At 46.1% G+C, this 18937-nt stretch carries 16 protein-coding genes; 6 read left to right on the top strand and 10 right to left on the bottom strand.

The window, feature by feature from the left end:
- Window positions 1-17: 17 nt before the first annotated feature.
- A complete protein-coding gene (locus OH463_RS14045; protein WP_005450935.1) occupies window positions 18-1355 on the bottom strand; it encodes a DUF4397 domain-containing protein in 1338 nt (445 codons plus the stop codon).
- On the bottom strand, window positions 1352-1948 hold the full coding sequence (locus tag OH463_RS14040; protein WP_005450933.1) for an LON peptidase substrate-binding domain-containing protein: 597 nt from the start codon (window positions 1946-1948) through the stop codon (window positions 1352-1354). Before OH463_RS14040 ends, OH463_RS14045 begins: the two co-directional genes overlap by 4 nt.
- A 323-nt stretch (window positions 1949-2271) precedes the next feature.
- On the opposite strand from OH463_RS14040, the gene OH463_RS14035 reads away from it, so the two are divergent.
- The 4 genes from OH463_RS14035 (at window position 2272) to csdA (ending at window position 5859) form a co-directional block, all read left to right on the top strand.
- A complete protein-coding gene (locus OH463_RS14035; protein ID WP_005450932.1) occupies window positions 2272-3054 on the top strand; it encodes a nucleoside-specific channel-forming Tsx family protein in 783 nt (260 codons plus the stop codon).
- 107 nt (window positions 3055-3161) lie between these two features.
- Complete coding sequence (panE, locus tag OH463_RS14030) at window positions 3162-4052, top strand: 2-dehydropantoate 2-reductase (protein ID WP_269991504.1); 891 nt, start codon at window positions 3162-3164, stop codon at window positions 4050-4052.
- On the top strand, window positions 4049-4648 hold the full coding sequence (locus tag OH463_RS14025) for a DJ-1 family glyoxalase III (protein WP_005450930.1): 600 nt from the start codon (window positions 4049-4051) through the stop codon (window positions 4646-4648). Before panE ends, OH463_RS14025 begins: the two co-directional genes overlap by 4 nt.
- The gene (csdA, locus tag OH463_RS14020) at window positions 4648-5859 is read left to right on the top strand and encodes a cysteine desulfurase CsdA (protein WP_269991503.1); all 1212 of its coding nucleotides are present in this window, start codon (window positions 4648-4650) and stop codon (window positions 5857-5859) included. Before OH463_RS14025 ends, csdA begins: the two co-directional genes overlap by 1 nt.
- 101 nt (window positions 5860-5960) lie before the next feature.
- Here the strand turns inward: csdA and csdE are convergent, their stop codons facing one another.
- From csdE to OH463_RS14000, 4 genes are all read right to left on the bottom strand, one after another.
- Window positions 5961-6389 (bottom strand): cysteine desulfurase sulfur acceptor subunit CsdE, encoded by a 429-nt coding sequence (gene csdE, locus OH463_RS14015; protein WP_005450927.1) that lies wholly within the window; start codon window positions 6387-6389, stop codon window positions 5961-5963.
- Window positions 6390-6409: 20 nt separating this feature from the next.
- Window positions 6410-7219: a tRNA cyclic N6-threonylcarbamoyladenosine(37) synthase TcdA gene (tcdA, locus tag OH463_RS14010; protein WP_045405570.1), complete on the bottom strand. Its 810-nt coding sequence runs from the start codon at window positions 7217-7219 to the stop codon at window positions 6410-6412.
- A gap of 102 nt (window positions 7220-7321) precedes the next feature.
- On the bottom strand, window positions 7322-8428 hold the full coding sequence (gene mltA / locus OH463_RS14005) for a murein transglycosylase A (protein WP_258455435.1): 1107 nt from the start codon (window positions 8426-8428) through the stop codon (window positions 7322-7324).
- Window positions 8429-8693: 265 nt separating this feature from the next.
- Entirely contained in the window at window positions 8694-9149 is a 456-nt protein-coding gene (locus OH463_RS14000; protein ID WP_005450924.1) for a DUF2850 domain-containing protein, read from the bottom strand.
- Window positions 9150-9313: 164 nt separating this feature from the next.
- On the opposite strand from OH463_RS14000, the gene argA reads away from it, so the two are divergent.
- Together argA and OH463_RS13990 are read left to right on the top strand one after the other, a co-directional pair.
- A complete protein-coding gene (gene argA / locus OH463_RS13995) occupies window positions 9314-10651 on the top strand; it encodes an amino-acid N-acetyltransferase (protein ID WP_009698671.1) in 1338 nt (445 codons plus the stop codon).
- Window positions 10652-10903: 252 nt separating this feature from the next.
- The gene (locus OH463_RS13990) at window positions 10904-11089 is read left to right on the top strand and encodes a hypothetical protein (RefSeq protein ID WP_005450921.1); all 186 of its coding nucleotides are present in this window, start codon (window positions 10904-10906) and stop codon (window positions 11087-11089) included.
- Window positions 11090-11476: 387 nt separating this feature from the next.
- Here the strand turns inward: OH463_RS13990 and OH463_RS13985 are convergent, their stop codons facing one another.
- From OH463_RS13985 to recB, 4 genes are all read right to left on the bottom strand, one after another.
- Entirely contained in the window at window positions 11477-11851 is a 375-nt protein-coding gene (locus tag OH463_RS13985) for a hypothetical protein (RefSeq protein ID WP_005450918.1), read from the bottom strand.
- Entirely contained in the window at window positions 11839-12855 is a 1017-nt protein-coding gene (locus OH463_RS13980) for a LysM peptidoglycan-binding domain-containing protein (protein ID WP_269991502.1), read from the bottom strand. The genes OH463_RS13985 and OH463_RS13980 overlap by 13 nt, the downstream gene beginning before the upstream one ends.
- A gap of 162 nt (window positions 12856-13017) precedes the next feature.
- On the bottom strand, window positions 13018-15195 hold the full coding sequence (recD, locus tag OH463_RS13975) for an exodeoxyribonuclease V subunit alpha (protein ID WP_269991501.1): 2178 nt from the start codon (window positions 15193-15195) through the stop codon (window positions 13018-13020).
- Window positions 15195-18833: an exodeoxyribonuclease V subunit beta gene (gene recB, locus OH463_RS13970; protein WP_074050781.1), complete on the bottom strand. Its 3639-nt coding sequence runs from the start codon at window positions 18831-18833 to the stop codon at window positions 15195-15197. The genes recD and recB overlap by 1 nt, the downstream gene beginning before the upstream one ends.
- Between the last annotated feature and the right edge of the window lie 104 nt (window positions 18834-18937).

Genomic DNA, 18937 nt, shown 5'->3' with positions numbered 1-18937 from the left:
CCCCCTCCCATCCTATGTTACTTGGTAATGTCACCAACAAGCAGACCAAAACCACCATTGTCATCAATTGCAATCGCCTGATATACCATGCCATTTTCTAGTGTAGGCAACGGCGCAGGACCAATGACCGGAGTTTTATCACCTGGCGCTGTTACGGTTACAAAGTAATCGCCAGCAGTGACGTAAACATTTTGAGCACTATCTTTATACGCAAAGTTAGCTAATGCTGGATCACTTTGAGAAATATCTTGCGACGGTGTTAGATAAACATCCACACTTGCGGCTGCTGGATTTGCTGCTGCGTGAGTGACATTCAGTACCGCGCTTGTCGCAATCGATCTTCTGTTGTCCGATACCACAAGAGGCTCTACCGCAAGTGGTACCGCAGTACCCACAGCGTAAACACTGTAAGACATGCCACTATCCAAAGTTACATCAGCATCGATAATAGGGTCAGTTAGCCCCGCATCAACTGTTGCATTGTAGGTACCTGCATCAACCGAAAGGTAATTAGAGATATCTTTAAACATCACGTCGTTAAGTACGACATTGCCATCCAGCGCGACGTCCACATTTGGTGCACCATCGACAAGATGCCCTACTCTCAACTCAGATTTGCTGCCTGTATTTAAAATAATAGACGACCCCATACCATCTAGCACTAGTAGCTTGACTGGTGAGCCCGAGATCGTGCCGCCGGTTTTAATGGCAGCAATGGTCAAATCTGCGTTTGCAGGGAGCGGTATGGTACCGGAGTCAAAAGCAACGTTACCACCTGCAACAAGACGAACTTGGTAATCACCTGCAGCAATATTGAGGACGTCTGTCGAGTCTTTATACCCAAGAGTGGTAATAGGCGAAGAAGAAGCAAGGTCTGCACCCGGGGCTGTTACATACAGGTCAACATCACCTACACCAGCAGCCGCATGCACAACTTGTACATCCAAACTGTTTTCATCAGCCATCGACATTGCGCTTCTTGTCACGATCAATGGCTCCACTGGATTAGCCGACCCCATTGCAGCATCACCAACAACAAATGCGGTGTATTTAAGGTCTGAGTCTAAATCCAACGACGTCTTATCAACCACGGTTGCAACTTCGCCACCCGGCAGTTGTACGTCAACTTGAACCGAGTTTGTACCCTCGCGCAGTTTTACGTAACCTGAACCCACACCGTAATCCACCCCGGTTAACGCTGCTTGGTCGTTAATCCAAACATTCGCTAAAGGGGCATCTGCCGACGCGTGTACCGCTTGTAAATTCGAATATTCAATCGAGTCGCTGTCTGAACCACACGCAGCAATCCCTAGCACAGCAACCAAAGTTACTGCGGTTTTAGTTAGTCCTTTCATATCCTAGTCTCTCTTTTCGGTGGGGCGTCTATGGCTTGATTGAGAAATTCCAATGCTGGCAGGCAATCTTTTGCACCAACCAGCTTCTCAAACAACGCACTGTCGAGCGGCAGTAATTCAAGCCAACGTTGGGTGACCCACGAAGCATCATCATAAAAACGATGCTGGTAGAGCCTGCCCACCTGAGGAAACTGTTCGTATATATGATCGAGTTGCTTGCTCAAATAAAGAAAGTTGGGAGTGGGCGTTGGTTCGCACCAATTTTCAATCCACTCAACCTCAGCATGACGAAGACCATCTGAATCTGCTCGTACGCGCGTGACAGTAAAACGCTTTTCACCAACAACGGTGATACCAAGAAGCCCATCACTCAGTGTTTCGAAATCAACGATGGTGACCAAAGTACCAATAGACGACACATTCCCTACTGCTTTTGGATCCTCTCCACTACCAACAAGGCAAACGCCGAACCCGACATTTTGAACGCTGCATTCTTTCACCATGCGTTGATACCGTGGCTCAAAAATGCGCAAATTCATTTTTCCTTCTGGCAGTACAACCGAGGTTAAAGGGAATAACATGACTTCTTTCATTAAATCGTCCTCTTTGATTCCCAAACTCATACGAACGGTGTATTGGAGAGATCACTAACGATTTATGTTGGTTAATCGACTGGCTTAAAAAGTCATAAAAACGTTTACGCAAACGACATGCGTCACATATTTATTGCAAAACGATGCAACAAACAAAAAGTTCCGTGAAATAAACTTATTTCGTGACGAGCTTCACTAAAAACCTTCATTTTTGCATCCTTTATCACTTTCATTTGGGATTTTTATCGCTATTATTCCCGCCAATTGGAAAGCGCAGCAAAGATTGCGTGTTCTGAATCATTACAAACATAGAGAGTCCCCTTATGCGTAAATCACTTTTAGCTCTTAGCCTTCTAGCGGCTACTTCAGCTCCTGTAATGGCTGCTGACTACTCAGACGGCGACATCCACAAAAACGATTACAAGTGGATGCAATTCAACCTAATGGGTGCATTTGACGAACTTCCAGGTGAGTCTTCACACGACTACCTAGAAATGGAATTTGGCGGTCGCTCTGGTATCTTCGACCTATACGGTTACGTTGACGTATTCAACCTAACTTCAGATCCAGGCAGCGACAAAGCTGGTGCAGAGAAGATCTTCATGAAGTTCGCACCACGTATGTCTCTAGACGCACTAACTGGTAAAGACCTATCTTTCGGTCCAGTTCAAGAGCTTTACGTATCTACTCTTATGGAGTGGGGTGGCGCTTCTCAAGTTAACACTCAAAAAGTAGGTCTTGGTTCTGACGTAATGGTTCCTTGGTTCGGTAAAGTAGGTCTTAACCTATACGGTACTTACGATTCAAACCGAAAAGACTGGAACGGTTTCCAAATCTCGACTAACTGGTTCAAACCATTCTACTTCTTCGAGAACGGTTCATTCATTTCTTACCAAGGTTACATCGATTACCAATTCGGTATGAAAGATGAATACACAACTGCTAGCAGTGGCGGCGCAATGTTCAACGGTATCTACTGGCACTCTGACCGCTTCGCAGTGGGTTACGGTCTAAAAGGTTACAAAGACATCTACGGTATCAAAGACACTGACGCATTCAAGTCTACTGGCTTTGGTCACTACCTAGCTGTAACTTACAAGTTCTAATAGAACCCATAAGTTCCCCAAAAATGGCGCCTTCTGGCGCCATTTTTATTTGCTTTCCTTTTTTCCCTCATTATCCTTGCAGCAAACCTTTTTAATGAGAGCGTTTGGTGAATATTCTTATCCTTGGACCTGGAGCCGTTGGCTCACTCTGGGCGACCAAATTCCAACTTGCCGGACACAACGTCTCCTTGTGGGGAAGAACCTCAGATAGTAAGCAACTGCTTCAACTTGATGACTCTCCTGCAATTAATTTTGCTAATCAACACCTTCCTTCTGTACAAGCCGCAGACCTGATTGTTGTGACAGTAAAAGCATGGCAAGTGGACGAAGCGATAACCCCTCTTTTGCCGTATATCAACACTGATACCATTGTAATGCTGATGCACAATGGCATGGGAACAGCACCACTTTTGGAAACAAAGCTCACTGATAACCCTATCGTGATTGCAACCACCACACACGGTGCCTATAAACCAAGCAAAGCACAGGTTCTGCATACTGGTCAGGGAAATACTCAACTAGGTGGTTTTAATGCAAAAGGTGCTCAATGTGACTTCTTAGCTGAGGTGATGAATCACGCTTTGCCTGAGGTGAATTGGAACCCAAATATCAACGCTGCATTGTGGACCAAGCTTGCGATCAATTGCGCTATCAACCCTCTGACCGCCATTCATCAATGTAAGAATGGTGAACTTGCCGCTCCGGAATTTGCCTCCGAGTTGGCGAACATCACCCGCGAGTTGGTGGAGGTGATGAATAAAGAAGAGATAAAGGTCGATTTTGATTCTCTTCACACCACCATTATGCAAGTGGTGAACGCAACGGCAGCCAACTACTCTTCAATGAGACAAGATGTTTACCACCAACGTCGCACCGAAATTGATTTTATTACCGGCTATTTGCTGAAAGCCGCTGAAAAGCATCACATTAGTACGCCAGAGAACGCCAAACTCTATCAACGCATCAAACAGATTGAACAAAGCTGGACAGAACAATGAACAAAAAGATCTTAGTACCTATCGCTCCGGGCACAGAGGAAATGGAAGCAGTAACCGTTATCGATATGATGGTTCGTGCTGGCTATGACGTGACGGTAGCAAGTGCAGACTTCGATGGTGCCCTTACAATGAAGGCCTCTCGCGGTGTAACACTGACAGCGGATTGTAAATTGGTTGATATTGCTGACGATGAGTTTGATGCAATTGTTCTGTCTGGTGGTGTTGGCGGCGCAGAAACCTTCCGTGATAGCACCATCATGATTGAGATTCTGAAACAGCATATGTACGAAGGAAAACTGGTTGCCGCGATTTGTGCAGCGCCAGCTTTGGTTTTGCAACATCACAACCTTTACCCTGAAGCCCTGATGACATGTCATCCAAGCTTCCAATCTCATATTCCTGAAGACAAATGGCGAGCTAAACGTGTCACCATGGATGTGAATCACAACCTACTGACAAGTCAGGGACCAGGAACTGCACTTGAGTTCGCGATGGAAATCATTATCAAACTTTCCGGTAAAGAACATGGATGGATGGTTGCTGAGCCGTTAGTCACTATCCCAACACTGCATTATCACGAACTCGGTGACGAATAATGTTTGACGTAAACGCTGTACGCGAACAGTTCCCAGCCCTAAATCAAGACATCAACCAATCGCCTTTGGTTTACCTTGATAGCGCAGCAACAACACAAAAGCCACAGTGCGTGATCGATGTGATTAGCCGCTACTACAGTGCACAAAATGCTAACGTGCACCGTGGCAGTCACAGCTTAACAGCCAACGCGACCAGTCAATTTGAAGCGGCTCGTGAAACCGTTGCGAAGTTCATAGGGACAAGCAGTTCAAAAGAAATCATTTGGACTAGAGGCGCAACCGAAGCACTAAACCTAATCGCACAAACTTATGCTCGCAGCACACTCCAAGCAGGTGATGAAATCCTGATCAGTGAAATGGAACACCACGCGAACATCGTGCCTTGGCAAATTGTCGCGGAACAAACGGGCGCGAAAATCGTTAAAGTTCCGATGACCTCCGATTGCCAATTCGATATCAATGCGTTTGAAGCACTATTGTCGGAGCGCTGTAAAATCGTGGCGTGTGCACAAATCACCAATGTCACTGGCTCTCGTCAACCTATCGAGAAAATCATCGCAACGGCACATGCAGCAGGTGCGGTTGTTGTTGTTGATGGTGCTCAAGGTATCGTTCATGAACCGTTGAACTTGGCAGAGCTTGATGTTGATTTTTATGTCTTCTCCGGTCACAAACTGTATGCCCCCGCTGGGATTGGCGTACTGTATGGCAAACTTGAACTTTTAGAAGCAATGCCACCATGGCATGGCGGCGGCAAAATGGTCGAAAGAGTCTCGTTTGAGAAAACCACCTTCTCTGCCTTGCCGGGTAAGTTTGAGGCAGGCACACCAAACGTCGCCGGCGCGATTGCTCTAGCGAAAGCCATCGATTGGTACCAAAGCTTCGACCAAGCCGCAGTAGAGGCACATCTGCATTCTCTGCAGGACAAAGCTTACCAAGCACTAAGCCAGTTGGACGACATTCAAATCCTCGGTTACCAACCGAGCGCTTCAGTACTTACCTTTGTGATGGATGGCGTTCACCACCAAGACATTGCCACGCTGCTTGATCAACAAGGTATCGCTGTTCGTGCCGGGCATCACTGTGCGCACCCTCTGATGGATGCGCTCAACGTTAAAGGCACGGTGCGCGTTTCTTTTGGTATCTACAATACGTTAGAAGATGTTGAAAAGCTGATTGCAGCAGTCGAGAAAGCGGTCGATATGCTTTAACAATCAAGATACCAATCTAGATACATAGAAAAAGGGTTGAAACCACTTGGCTTCAACCCTTTTCTTTGTTTTGTTCTTTGCGCGATTTTAACTAACGCCAACTACTGAGCCTGTGTTTTGATCTGCTCAACAATCGCTTTCAAACCATTACCACGCGATGGGCTTAGGTGAGCAATTAAACCGAGTTTTTCAAAGTAAGCATCAATATCAAACGCTTGAATTTGCTCTGCCGTTTTACCGTCGTAAGCCGCCATCACCAAGGCAATCAAACCACGTACAATACGCGCATCAGAATCAGCACAGAAGTGCCATACACCGTCTTGCTCTTTGCTCACCAGCCATACTAGGCTTTCACAGCCAGATACCGTAACTTGCTCTGATTTAAGCTCTTCAGGCATTTGAGGCAACTTTTTACCCCATTGAATTACCTGACGGTAACGGTCTTCCCAACCTTTAAATTGCTGCATGGTTGCAGCGATGTCTTCACTGGTAATGTCAGTGCCAAACGGCGAAACAGGAAAATCAGTCATGATGCGCTCTCTTCTCTGAATTACTTCTTATGCTTTTGGATCAGCTTTTCAACGATACGAGATACCGCAACAAAACCAAACGTTGCTGTTACAACCGTCGCTGCGCCAAAACCACTCGCACAGTCCATACGTTTTGGACCTTCTGCTGTCGATTTCACGCCGCATACTGAACCATCGGCTTGTGGGTACTTCAATTGCTCGGTAGAGAACACACAATCGATACCAAACTTACGTGCTGGATTTTTCGGGAAGTTATGATGACGACGCAATGTGTCTTTGATCTTCTTAGCCAGTGGATCTTGGATTGTCTTGGTCAGATCTGCCACCATGATTTGGGTTGGATCGATTTGACCACCAGCACCGCCGGTTGTGATCACTTTAATCTTGTTACTACGGCAGTAAGCCAATAGCGACGCTTTTGCTTTTACGCTATCGATCGCATCCAACACGTAATCGAACTCTTTGCTCAAGTACTCGTGCTGGTTATCTGGCATGATGAAATCGTCAATCAGATTGACCTTACACTCAGGGTTAATCAGCTTAACACGCTCTGCCATTACTTCAATTTTGCTTTGACCAACCGTGCCAGTCATCGCATGAATTTGACGGTTAATGTTAGTCACACACACGTCATCCATATCGATAAGCGTCAACTCACCAATACCAGTACGTGCCAGCGCTTCTACCGCCCATGAACCAACACCGCCAATACCAATCACACACACGTGTGCAGCACGAAGAATTTCTACTTCGCTGTTGCCGTAGAGACGACGAGTGCCACCAAAACGTTGGTTGTAGCTGTCAGATGCCGGAGTATCGAGTTCACGCATATTGAAGTTCCAGATGATCGATAGAAAAACAAAGAGTGCGATTTATACGCACTCTTTGAGGAAATGTCTAGATGATGAGAGGTGATTCCTCTCACTAGGCGCTTATTGTAACTTCTCTGGTGGTAAAGCCCAAGGCGCTTGCGTTGGTGTGTTTTCCAAACCCAACTTCCATACTCGACCAAAGTGCTTGTAATGACCCGCTTCGGTACCTGCACGTGACCCCATACCATGGTACAAGTCGAGATGGTTTTGTTTTACCGCTCCGCCAGTGTCCAGCACAATAAGAAGGCGGAGTTGGTGCGCGCCACTCCATGTACCGTCTTTATTAAGTAACGGTACTTCTGCCAAAATTGGCGTACCCATAGGAAGAATCGAGCGATCGCCCGCCACCGATGCCATTGGTAATAGAGGGATACCTGCAGAACCCGTTACCGGCGCATCCGCTTGTGGCGCGAAGAAGACATAAGACGGATTTTGCTCAAGCAACTCACGAACCGTTGCTTCATCGTTTGCCATTACCCATTCTTTGATTGCTTTTAATGACATCTTTTCACGTGGTACTTCTCCACGTTCAATCAAAATTCGACCAATGCTCACATAGGCTTTGTTGTTCTTGCCTGCATAAGCAAAATATTCCAACGTGTCATCATCTTCAAAATGAACAAAACCGCTGCCCTGCACTTCCATCATAAATGGGTCGATCATATTTGGCGCGTAACCCAACTCAAGCCCTTGCCCTTCTAGTGCACCGTTGTAGATTTCGGCACGAGTCGGACAATCTGAGCTACACGTCGGCTTGCCATACACTGGGTATTTAAACTTTTCATTTGGCTCATGGCGTAATTCCATCACCGGAGAGAAATATCCAGTAAACAACACGTTGCCCTTTTTATCCCCACCACCAAGTTGCGCAGCCTGAATGCCATATGCACTCAAAGCTGTCGTATCGCCACTTTGCAATGCCCACTCGCTCAATTTTTCATACAACGGTTGGTACATTTTTGCCATTGAAGGAGAGTTAATCACCACCTGCTCTGCTTGCTTATTGAATTCAGTAAAGTCTTGCGGTTTGTTTGATTCCACCACATCCGTTTTATTTAGGATGTTTGGAAACTCGCCATCTAAATATTGTTGAGCGCGATCGTTTTGATCGGCGGCACAACCAAATAGCAAAGCTAAAGAGACGATAGGAAGGAGTTTTTTAAGCACGTGTTTTTTCCATAAAAGAAGATAGCAAAAGGATGGCAAACAAATGCACACGACGCAATTGAAAAGCTGCGACAAAGTGTATCAGCGCTAAGGCAAATGCTCTGTTTGCTGTCAATTTATCCATTTAAACTGGGTTGAGAATGATAACAGCAATGGAATCAAACGATTGTCCGGAAAATGTTTGTGAAAAGTCGCAAGAACATAAAGATGTGACAAAACGCGACGCCCTGCCATCATGCAACGAATCGCGCTTTAAAAGAGTGGGTTATCGAACCGCTAAGTTAGAGTGTCCTTCTAAATGAAAAACGGGCAGATAATGGGCATTCGCATCTAATTTCATCTCGGCATAGTGCTGCCCGACAAACTCAAAAGTGCGAACAGTTGAACCCACTTTATAAGACAAGCTATCACCATCGAACTCAAAGTCAGTAGCGACCGTGGAGCCACGAACCATCACCCCTCGTTCACTCAGGATGAACTCTTCGCGGGCATAAGGTGCAACATCTTGCTCCACCCACTTGCCATAAACGGTAGATTTAGGAATCGGCGGATTTACATAGCGCGTAATTAAGTCGCCGTACATCAAAAGAACGGCAATTGTCCCAACAAGCGCAGTTAACATCAGAGAACGCTCTGTCCACTTGCGTAATGTCGATTTGGTTGATGAATTTTGCTCGGTTTGAGCAGTGATCGCAGCATTCTTATTTACAACTGAAGACATGAGGCTCACGTAATTAAACTAGACCGGAGCATTGTACCCTCTTCGCCCAAACAGAACCAAGTATCATACTCTCGATGTTTGGACTCTATTCCAAAAAATTGCCTTGCCAACAATTGAATAAAAAGACAATATTAGAGCATAAATAAACACAAGGAATGGCTGTAGTGAAAATTCGTAGTACTGCTCTGGTTAAAGGATTCCGTCAATCCACGCCCTATGTAAACGCACACCGTGGAAAAACCATGGTGCTGATGTTAGGCGGCGAAGCGGTTGCTGATAAGAACTTTGGCAACATTATCAATGACATTGCATTGATGCACAGCCTTGGCATCAAAGTCGTCATCGTCTATGGCGCTAGACCACAGATCAATCAACTGCTGGAAAAACAAGACCTTACTACGCCATATCATAAGAATATCAGGATCACCGACGAAGCCGCACTTTCGGTAGTTATGCAAGCAGCGGGACAACTTCAGCTAGCCATTACCGCACGCTTATCTATGAGCCTTAACAACACACCAATGGCAGGCACGCAGCTTAACGTTGTAAGCGGTAACTTTGTCATCGCTCAACCTCTTGGTGTTGATGATGGCGTCGACTATTGCCATAGCGGTCGCATCCGTCGAATCGATACCGATGCTATTCACCGTACACTCGATCAAGGTTCGATTGTGTTGCTCGGTCCTATTGCCAGCTCAGTAACTGGTGAATGTTTTAATCTGCTTTCTGAGGAAGTGGCGACTCAACTTGCGATCAAGTTGGGAGCAGATAAACTGATTGGGTTCTGTTCAGAACAAGGGGTCATTGATGACAATGGCAATGCGGTGGCGGAATTATTCCCTATCGAAGCCGAACATGTCATTAAAAAGCTCACTGAAAATACATCCCCAGACAGCGATTACCACTCTGGAACTCTGCGTTTTCTTAACGGTTCGATTGCAGCTTGCCGAGCTGGAGTACCTCGAAGCCACCTTATTAGTTACAAGGTGGATGGCGCACTTATCCAAGAATTGTTCTCTTTTGACGGTATCGGTACACAAGTCGTCATGGCAAGTGCAGAGCAAGTGCGCGGAGCCAATATTGATGATATCGGTGGTATCTTAGAATTGATTCGACCTTTGGAAGAACAAGGCGTGTTGGTGAGACGTTCCCGAGAACAATTGGAGCAAGAAATTGGTAAATTTACTATTATCGAAAAAGACGGTCTGATTATCGGATGCGCCGCCTTGTATCCCTATGTCGAAGAACGCAAAGCAGAAATGGCGTGTGTCGCCATCCATCAAGACTATCGCGATGGCAATCGAGGGTTGTTATTGCTGAATTATATGAAGCATCGCTCTAAGTCTGACGACATCAACCAAATCTTCGTACTCACTACGCACAGCTTACATTGGTTCAGAGAACAAGGCTTTTATGAAGTAGGCGTCGATTACTTACCAGGAGCAAAGCAAGGTTTGTATAACTTCCAGCGCAAGTCAAAAATCTTAGCTTTAGATCTGTAGAAACAACGAGCAAGGGCACGAAAACTACATATCTTATTATGCAAAGCATTACATTGACACTGGTCGCAATTTAACCTTTTCAATATACATACTGTTGGTTATACTCTGTTCAATGTTTGATTGAGTTTTAATCAATCAACAGTATGGATCTAGGTGAACGTTCTTCACCCTAAAGTGCTGAGAGCTTTGACAACTCAGCACGATACATCAAGGACAGCTGTTACTCTTAAAATGAATAAGATGAGCACTGTTATGAGAACCATTATTTGCAATTCGCTTCAAAGCTTTTGGGATATGGCAGACAACCAGTTTTTGGAAGGGCTTGATGTCCATTGCGTGTTCCCCGTCAATGATGCTATCAGAGATTTTATCTTGGCTTATCAGCAGCAGTACAAAATTCGCAGCGTGTCATTTACCAATGCGTTTACACAAAATTAAAAAAGACCGAGCATCGCGCTCGGTCTTTTCGTACGTATGCTCAGTAAAAGACCATAATTAATAACGTCGAGAATATAACGAATAGAATGATTAGCAGTATCAACCAAGCTAACCTTAATCAGCCATTGAGGACTTATGCTGCGTACATCGCTCAGTCCTCTTTTTCGACCAAGTCGAGGAAACGCGATGGCAGCCAGAAACCAAAGCCAGCTCAACCTCAGTATAATGCTTCCGTGTATAAGCGTATTGCTTAATCTCTTCAGGAGTGGCACATGTCAGAATTATACCGACAATCAGATACCAAAAAATGAGCAGACCACCAGCTATAAAAAATACGACAAACGATAGATCTACCAAAGACATGTTAAGTCCAACTACCTTTGATAATTAAGAGATGGATAGCCATGTAATCATTGAAATAATGACTGTTAACATCAGAAGCAACATTACCGTTGTATAAAACACACACACATAAATAAACCCTCGTCCGCACACACTTCGAATATCTGCCAGCCCTCGCTTTCTTCCCAACAGGGGGAAACATACGCTAGCGATCAAACCAACTCCATAGATAAGAGAGCCAAAATGAAAACCGGAACTGATGGCTAGCTCAACTTCAGAAAAATGTCGCTCATTGAAAGCGTATTGCTTTATATTTTTGGGTGTAAAAAAGACGAGAAAAGCACCTAACACCACAAACCAGGCTAATAACGCCCCCCCCGAGACAAAAAAGGTAACAAACGCAATATCTAATAACTGCATACGTCACCAATTCCTGTATTTGCAGCAATATTAATATCCGAATAATGTTCCTTATAAGTTCTTGCGGCCATTTTACCTATAGTGTAACTCCCAAAAGAAGACACTGTACCCAGCACTAGTGCACTGACCCTGCCAACAGGCGTTGCAAGAACAACTAGAGCTATCGCTGCGCCTGCGAGAGTGCCAACGGCTGTACTCGCCGCGGTTTCTACGATAATCGAACTCCTCTCTACATCAGTTTTAGCACGTGCAATTTGGTCACAAGCCAACCCAAGATTCACAGCGGTTAGAACCGTTCCTCCTTTTGCTACCGCTTTTGACAACTTAGCAAGTTTGTCTGTATTTTTCTTTATAGCAGATGTTGCTGGAACTCCCCCCTTCCTTGAAATCCTCATTGATTCACGCGCTTTCTGACCGTTAAAGAAGAGCTTTTCTGTGGGACCTAGATTTTTTGCGACCGTCTCCAACAGCTTTCTTCTGCGATAGTCATACTGACCTTTTGTTAATCTACCGGCTTTATAGTCTTGATAAAGTCCATCGAGCTTTTTGAGTTCTGATATGTTCCCTTTGGATTCACTCCCTAACAAAAATCCCATTGAAGCAAAACTAGCACCTATTCCAGCACTTGCAGGTCCCCAGTTATCATCTAACCAAGACAGCGCCCAAAAAGCTTCTCGCTCAGGTATAGATAATGCTTTAACTGTAGAATCAAACTGTTTTTGGTCTGCTTCAGAGATAGTTTGGGCATTTGCACTAATTGGTCGACTTTCAACACCAGTCGGAGTGTTTAACTTTCTAAGAATGAGCGATTGTCCAATCTTTATCTTATCGGGGTCATTGACTTGAGGGTTATCTGAGGTAATTTGCTGAAGTGCAGCTTTATATTCATTACTTCCATATCTGACTTGATAAAACTTGAGTATTATTTTTGATAAGGTATCGCCTGGTCTTACGCTATAGATCGAAGTATATCGATTAACGCTATTGAAGTGAGTTGTGTTCATGGAAAGCCTTAAGTGCACCAAAATGCATAGGATGATATCGCCAAGAATTCCAACACTTCAATTTTGAAAAAGAATTGCAGACATAAAAATGGCGGGATTACGACCCGCCACATAAAAAACATATTCAGTTCGTGAAAAATTCTCATTTTTGAATGAGTAAACTCAATTTCTAAGTCGCTCAACCAACCCACTTGCTCGAGTGGTTTTTACTTTAATACCGCGCTTGAGGACACTCATCTCGGTGTACATCGCAAGGCGTTTCTTCGCGCGAGTAATGCCAGTGTAGATCAGCTCGCGAGTGAGGATTGGACTGAAATCTGGCGGCAAAATCATCAGCGTGTATTCAAACTCACTGCCCTGTGATTTATGAATGGTCATCGCATATGCGGTTTCATGCTCAGGGACTCGGCTTGGCAGCACCGACTTCACGCTGCCATCCGGCAGTTCGAAGAACACTTTAAGACGCGGTTCACCTTCGCTGTCGTCTCGCATACAAATGCCGATGTCACCGTTGTATAATCCCAAGCCATGATCGTTACGCGTGACCATCACTGGTCTACCGTGGTACCAAAGTTCTTCTTGGGTTTGAATCAACTTACGTGCCGCGAGTGCTTTTTCAATGCGTTGGTTTAAACCCGTCACACCAAAATCACCTTCACGGATGGCACACAATAATCGGCATTGATTAAAGGTATCCAACACGGCTTTGGCTTTGTGGGTCAGTGTTTCTGGCTCCCCAGTCTTCTGGTCAATCTCTTGCTGTCCGATGCGTTTTAAATAACGACCATATTCGGCAACCAAAGTCTGCATCATCTGATTGTAGTTTTGACTGCTCAGTGCGAAATGCTCGATATCAGCAAAATCACGATTCCACACGTCGTCTACTTTTGCGGCTGAGCCTGCATTGACCGCTTTCGCTAGCTGACCGATACCAGAACGGGCATCGAATCGGTAACTCTTTTGCAGCATACACAAACTATCGGCAATCGAAGCATTACTGTTGGTGCTGTACGCCAAGGTGTCAAAGCCTGTTAACTTCGCGACTGCAGACGCCTGCTCTTTGCCAAAGCCAAATGCGTGGAACGAACAGATATCACCGAGCACCGCACCCGCTTCTACCGATGCCAACTGGTCTTTATCTCCCAGTAGAATCAAACGTGCATGCTTTGGCAGCGCATCGACAACTTTGTACATCATCGGCAAATCGACCATGGAGGCTTCATCCACTACTAAAATATCGAGATGTAGCGGATTTTGTTTGTTGTGACGAAACTCTGCACTGTTCGGGATCGCGCCCAGTAGTCGATGCAAAGTGCTCGATTCGGTTGGAATTTTCGCTTTAAGCTCAGGCTCCACTGGCAACTCTTGAATCGCTTTACCGATAGACTCCGTCAAACGTGCTGCGGCTTTACCTGTTGGCGCCACCAGCTTGATGGTGAGGTTTTTCTCTTGTCCTGCTTGCTCAATCAGCGCGGCAAGCAATTTGGTTACCGTGGTGGTTTTACCCGTCCCCGGACCACCGGAAATCACCGCAAAACGACGCGTCAGTGCCACCGCAGCAGCGACCTTCTGCCAGTTAACACAAGCCGATAATGGTACAAGCTTGTTCAGTACTTGCAATTCATGAACTTGTTTCGCTTGGCAGACTGCCGCATCAATGGCTGCCCAATCGAGACTGTCTACAGTGACCACATCCAAATGGTCACAGACTAATTGCTGGCGTAGCACCTGGTTACTGGTTCCTGCCTCTGTCGCTTTGGCTAATGCATTGAACAGAAAGTGGTACTGACGAGCGAATAAATGATGCAGCAACTCAGACAAACGTGTGAACTCTTGAGGCTGTAGATTTACAGCCGCACTGAGTTGATTGAGCTTGTCCGCCAACGTCACTTCATAGTGCCAGTAACGATGTAAGTAGAGACGCTCACCATCAAACATCATTGGCAAGGCTTCACCTTGAGCACCAACCAAAGGCGACGCTTGCAGAAGCTCAACCCAGTTAACGCCTTGCAGCTGAGTATTAAGCGCTAACGCAGACTCTCCAAACAGACCAAGCTTACTGGCAAGGTCCGCTGGTTGCCCTTGGCTATCAAACAGAGGCAAACAGATATGTCCTTTCCCCAACTCACTGCTGACCACACCAGCAATAAAAGCCAGTTCTTGGCTGTTTTCTTGTTGCTCAACTTGCGAATAGATAAAGCGTGCGAACTGGAAATCCAATTGGCGAATCGCCCCTTTGTTTGCTAGCGATTCTAACGTTGCCAATAGATCTGGTGTTGCCGCTAGATCTCGTGTTGCCACAGGGCTGCTTTGCTCAGAAAGAAGATCATTGGTTTTCATCAAATTAACTCCATCTGACCAGATTCACTGGATCGCGTGTCAGGTGCTTGACCATCAATCAAATGATCCATCTCTTGTAAAAATTCAAAGGTTGGCTTGGCAGAAAAAACACCATGATCACTTTGCCCATCCATACCACGCAAGAACAGGTAATAAACGCCGCCAAAGTGCTGTTCATAATCATAATTTGGCAATCTGCTACGCAAGAAACGATGCAGCGCCAAAGCGTAGATTTGGTATTGCAGATCGTAGCGATGATCCGCCATCGCCGACTTCAACGCATCGCCATGGTAATGGAATACATCATCACCTAAGTGGTTCGATTTCCAGTCGAGGACGTAGTATTTGTCTTGGTGCTCAAACACCAAGTCAATAAAGCCTTTCAACATGCCTTGCACGGTTTGGAAACCCAAATCGCCCGCTTTGGCAGACAGCGGATCATGACGTTGAATCACGCGGTTCAATGCAGGTGCAGACAACACTTCAATCGGCAATAAGAATTCCATCTCAACCAAACGCTGCGCCGGGCCTTTTTGATTGAGCAGCAGGGCTTTGCTATCCAACGGCGTTGCCAGCACGGTATCAATCAACTGTTGCAGGATTGGCAGCCACTCTTCATCAAGCTGCTCACTTTCCATTAAACCGAGGATGATTTGGGTGTTCTCTTCCGATGTCGCAGGTTGAGTAAACTCTATTTCCTCAAATAAGCTGTGCAGGAAAGTACCCGGACGTGCGCCACGCGGGAAGTTGAAGATAGAGCGTTCTGGCTCAACCAATTCCGCCTCATCTTGCTCTTCTGAAGAATCGATATCAAAGCCGGTGATTTCAATCGTCGCGTCATGTTCAGCATGATGAGAACCTTGCTTAACCAAGCCCGAGTAACTGGTAATGCGCCAGTTTCTATCAATCGGTTTTTGCAGCTCTTTGGCAGTCAACGCTTCTAACTCAGTTTGCTCCGCAACATACATCTCATCGTGCTGCTTTGGAGGCTCACAAATCACGACGTTATCGAGATTCTCTTGCTGCTTCTTCAACCCAACAAACAGGTCGTTGATGCCACCCTCTTGACCATTTTGCACCAAGTAACCAATCGCACTGTGATGCACGCCGGTTGGCTCTTTGGTTGAGCGACCATTGCGCAGCGGCGAAGCGCCAATAAAGCAGGCATACACGGCTCGCGTTAGCGCTACGTATATAAGACGCAAGTCTTCAGCAAGGCGCTCTTTATCTGCTTGTTTTAACGACGCATCATTGCCAGTGATATCGAGTACGGTGCGATCGTTCTCTGCGTCGTAGTATTTGGCTTCACTTGCTTCTCGGTAACCAAACACAAATGGCAAGAAGACCAAGTCATATTCCAGACCTTTAGATTTGTGAATGGTGACGATTTGCACCAAGTTACGCTCTGATTCCAGACGCTGAATTTGGTCATCACTGCCACCTAGCCCATGTTCTGCATCGCTGATGGATTGCGCTAACCAACGCAGCAAACCATGGTCGCTGTCTAATTCGTTGCTCGCTTGCTGCAATAGTTCACCAATGTGCATCAGATCGGTAAGTACTCGCTCACCGTTCTCACTTTGCGAGCTCGCCCCTTCTTCTAGCAAACGCTCAGCAATATGACGCTTACTGATCACTGCTCGCAGCATAGGAAGCACACCACGTTGCACCCAAAGCTTACGGTATTCTTTGAACTCGTTAACCGCGTTTTCCCACACGGTTTCATCGTTGTTGAGGGCGTCTAAGCTGGCTGCATCTAGAGCAAATAATTCTGATGCTAGGCTGGCACGCAATGCTCTGTCATTTTCTGGCGTTAACACCGCTTGCAGCAAACGCTGTAAATCTTGTGCGACGGAACTGGTAAACACGCTATCGCGGTTAGAAAGATACACGCTGGCAATGCCTTGGTCTGCTAACGCCTGTTTGACCATGCGACCTTCGCTACCCGTTCGTACCAGCACCGCAATGTCACCCGCTTTGACTGGTTTTTGCTTTTCGCCATTAACCAGACAGGCTTGACCTTGTTGCGCTGAGGTCAAAATGGTTTGAATTTGGCTTGCTGTCGCCTCTGCCATAGCGGTGAGGTATTCACCTTTTGGCAGAGGTTTATCTTCCGCTTCTTGCAGCCAATAAGTCAGTGCAGGCTGTTTTTGACCACCCATAGTCCAAACGCGTTTGTCGGCACTTGGGCTGTAATCCACGGAGTGGAATGGAATGTCGGAGTCGTAAATAAACGGGCTATCTGGCAGAGCAAAAATCTGGTTCACAGCCAATACCATATCGGCACTTGAGCGCCAGTTAGTACCAAGCGTGTAGTGAGCACTAACTTGGTTACGAGCCTTAATGTAAGTGAAGATATCCGCCCCACGAAAGCCGTAAATCGCCTGCTTCGGGTCACCGATCATAAACAAACCGCACTCAGGATTATCCAAATAAATGCGGCTAAAAATACTGTATTGCAGTGGGTCGGTATCTTGGAATTCATCGATCATCGCAACCGGATAAAGCGTGCGAATGCGCTCTGTCAGTAGTGCGGTTTCATCGGTATCAATCGAGGCAGAAAGCTGAGTCAGCAAGTCATCGAATGACAACCATTGCTTCTGATTTTTTGCTTTTGCCAGCATCACGCGACAATGCTCAATCGCATGAGCTAACAATGGCGCTTTTAAGCTGATTGGGTTGGCAAGGAAGGCTTCTATCGCCTCAAACACCGGGTGCTGTGGCGCAGTGCCTTTCGGGGTTTTCTCAAACAACACATTCTGGGCGAACTTCTCCAGCTTATCTGGATAGTCATAGCCCGTGGTTTCTGTCGAAGCCCATGCGTTTACCGCTTCTAACCATGTCGGTAAAGACTTTTTAGTGTAGCTGCGTTTGTTGACGTCGGAATCAGAAATCAGTGCGAGGAAATCCTCTTGGCTATCACACCATTGGGCTTTCAAAGCATCAATTTGCTTTAAGTTTTGCTCATGCAAATCGGCAAGGCTACCTTGCATTGCAGGAACAGAGAGACTTAGCGGCGCACCCGTGAGGTAGTTACTGATGTCATACAGTAGATCCGATGGCGAGCCCCATAGTTGACGCACTTCTCCTGCCAAAGCGAATGGCAGAGGATAGAAGTTACGACGCCAGTAATCGGCAACCACTTGCGCTTTAAGATGGCTTTCGTCGGTCACAAACTCATTATTGAAACGACTACCAGATTCAAATGCGTTTTGCGTCAGCATGCGTTGGCAGAAACCGTGAATGGTGTAAACCGCGGCTTCATCCATTTGGCGCTCTGCTTGCAATAGGATCTCAGCGGCTTGCTTATGATCCTCGACTTCTTCCAGCAAAGGTTGAATCACAGGATCTGAGCTTTGTCCGCGAGCGAATGCGATCCTCGCGTCGTGAATACGCGCACGAATACGATCACGTAACTCTGCAGTTGCGGCTTCGGTAAAAGTCACTACCAGAATTTGATCCACAGTCAACGGCACGCGATGTTTGGTATCAGTCGTGCCATGCCCTAGTAGGAGTCGCAGATACAAACCCGCGATGGTAAAGGTTTTACCCGTACCCGCAGATGCTTCAATTAGCCTTGCACCATGCAGCGGAAAAGTCATGGTTTGCAGTGGAGTTGGAACTGACATTTGCGCCATAACGCTGAATCTCTCCAAGTATTCAACAAGGACATGTGGATCTTCAAAGGCGTTTCGCATCTAAAGATCAACAAACCCTATAATGTGATCTATCGTTAAAAATT

This window comes from Vibrio sp. NFR (assembly GCF_027587095.1).
GTDB lineage: Bacteria > Pseudomonadota > Gammaproteobacteria > Enterobacterales > Vibrionaceae > Vibrio > Vibrio harveyi.
This window is presented reverse-complemented; position numbering and strand designations above follow the sequence as displayed.

Bases quoted from the DNA above. Each gene is read 5' to 3' on its own strand.
- OH463_RS14040 (WP_005450933.1), bottom strand. From the start codon at position 1,948: ATGAAAGAAGTCATGTTATTCCCTTTAACCTCGGTTGTACTGCCAGAA.
- tcdA (WP_045405570.1), bottom strand. From the start codon at position 7,219: ATGCGTGAACTCGATACTCCGGCATCTGACAGCTACAACCAACGTTTT.
- OH463_RS13990 (WP_005450921.1), top strand. From the start codon at position 10,904: ATGAGAACCATTATTTGCAATTCGCTTCAAAGCTTTTGGGATATGGCA.
- recB (WP_074050781.1), bottom strand. From the start codon at position 18,833: ATGGCGCAAATGTCAGTTCCAACTCCACTGCAAACCATGACTTTTCCG.
- OH463_RS14000 (WP_005450924.1), bottom strand. From the start codon at position 9,149: ATGTCTTCAGTTGTAAATAAGAATGCTGCGATCACTGCTCAAACCGAG.
- OH463_RS13980 (WP_269991502.1), bottom strand. From the start codon at position 12,855: ATGAACACAACTCACTTCAATAGCGTTAATCGATATACTTCGATCTAT.
- recD (WP_269991501.1), bottom strand. From the start codon at position 15,195: ATGAAAACCAATGATCTTCTTTCTGAGCAAAGCAGCCCTGTGGCAACA.
- OH463_RS14035 (WP_005450932.1), top strand. From the start codon at position 2,272: ATGCGTAAATCACTTTTAGCTCTTAGCCTTCTAGCGGCTACTTCAGCT.
- OH463_RS14045 (WP_005450935.1), bottom strand. From the start codon at position 1,355: ATGAAAGGACTAACTAAAACCGCAGTAACTTTGGTTGCTGTGCTAGGG.
- csdE (WP_005450927.1), bottom strand. From the start codon at position 6,389: ATGACTGATTTTCCTGTTTCGCCGTTTGGCACTGACATTACCAGTGAA.
- OH463_RS13985 (WP_005450918.1), bottom strand. From the start codon at position 11,851: ATGCAGTTATTAGATATTGCGTTTGTTACCTTTTTTGTCTCGGGGGGG.
- csdA (WP_269991503.1), top strand. From the start codon at position 4,648: ATGTTTGACGTAAACGCTGTACGCGAACAGTTCCCAGCCCTAAATCAA.
- OH463_RS14025 (WP_005450930.1), top strand. From the start codon at position 4,049: ATGAACAAAAAGATCTTAGTACCTATCGCTCCGGGCACAGAGGAAATG.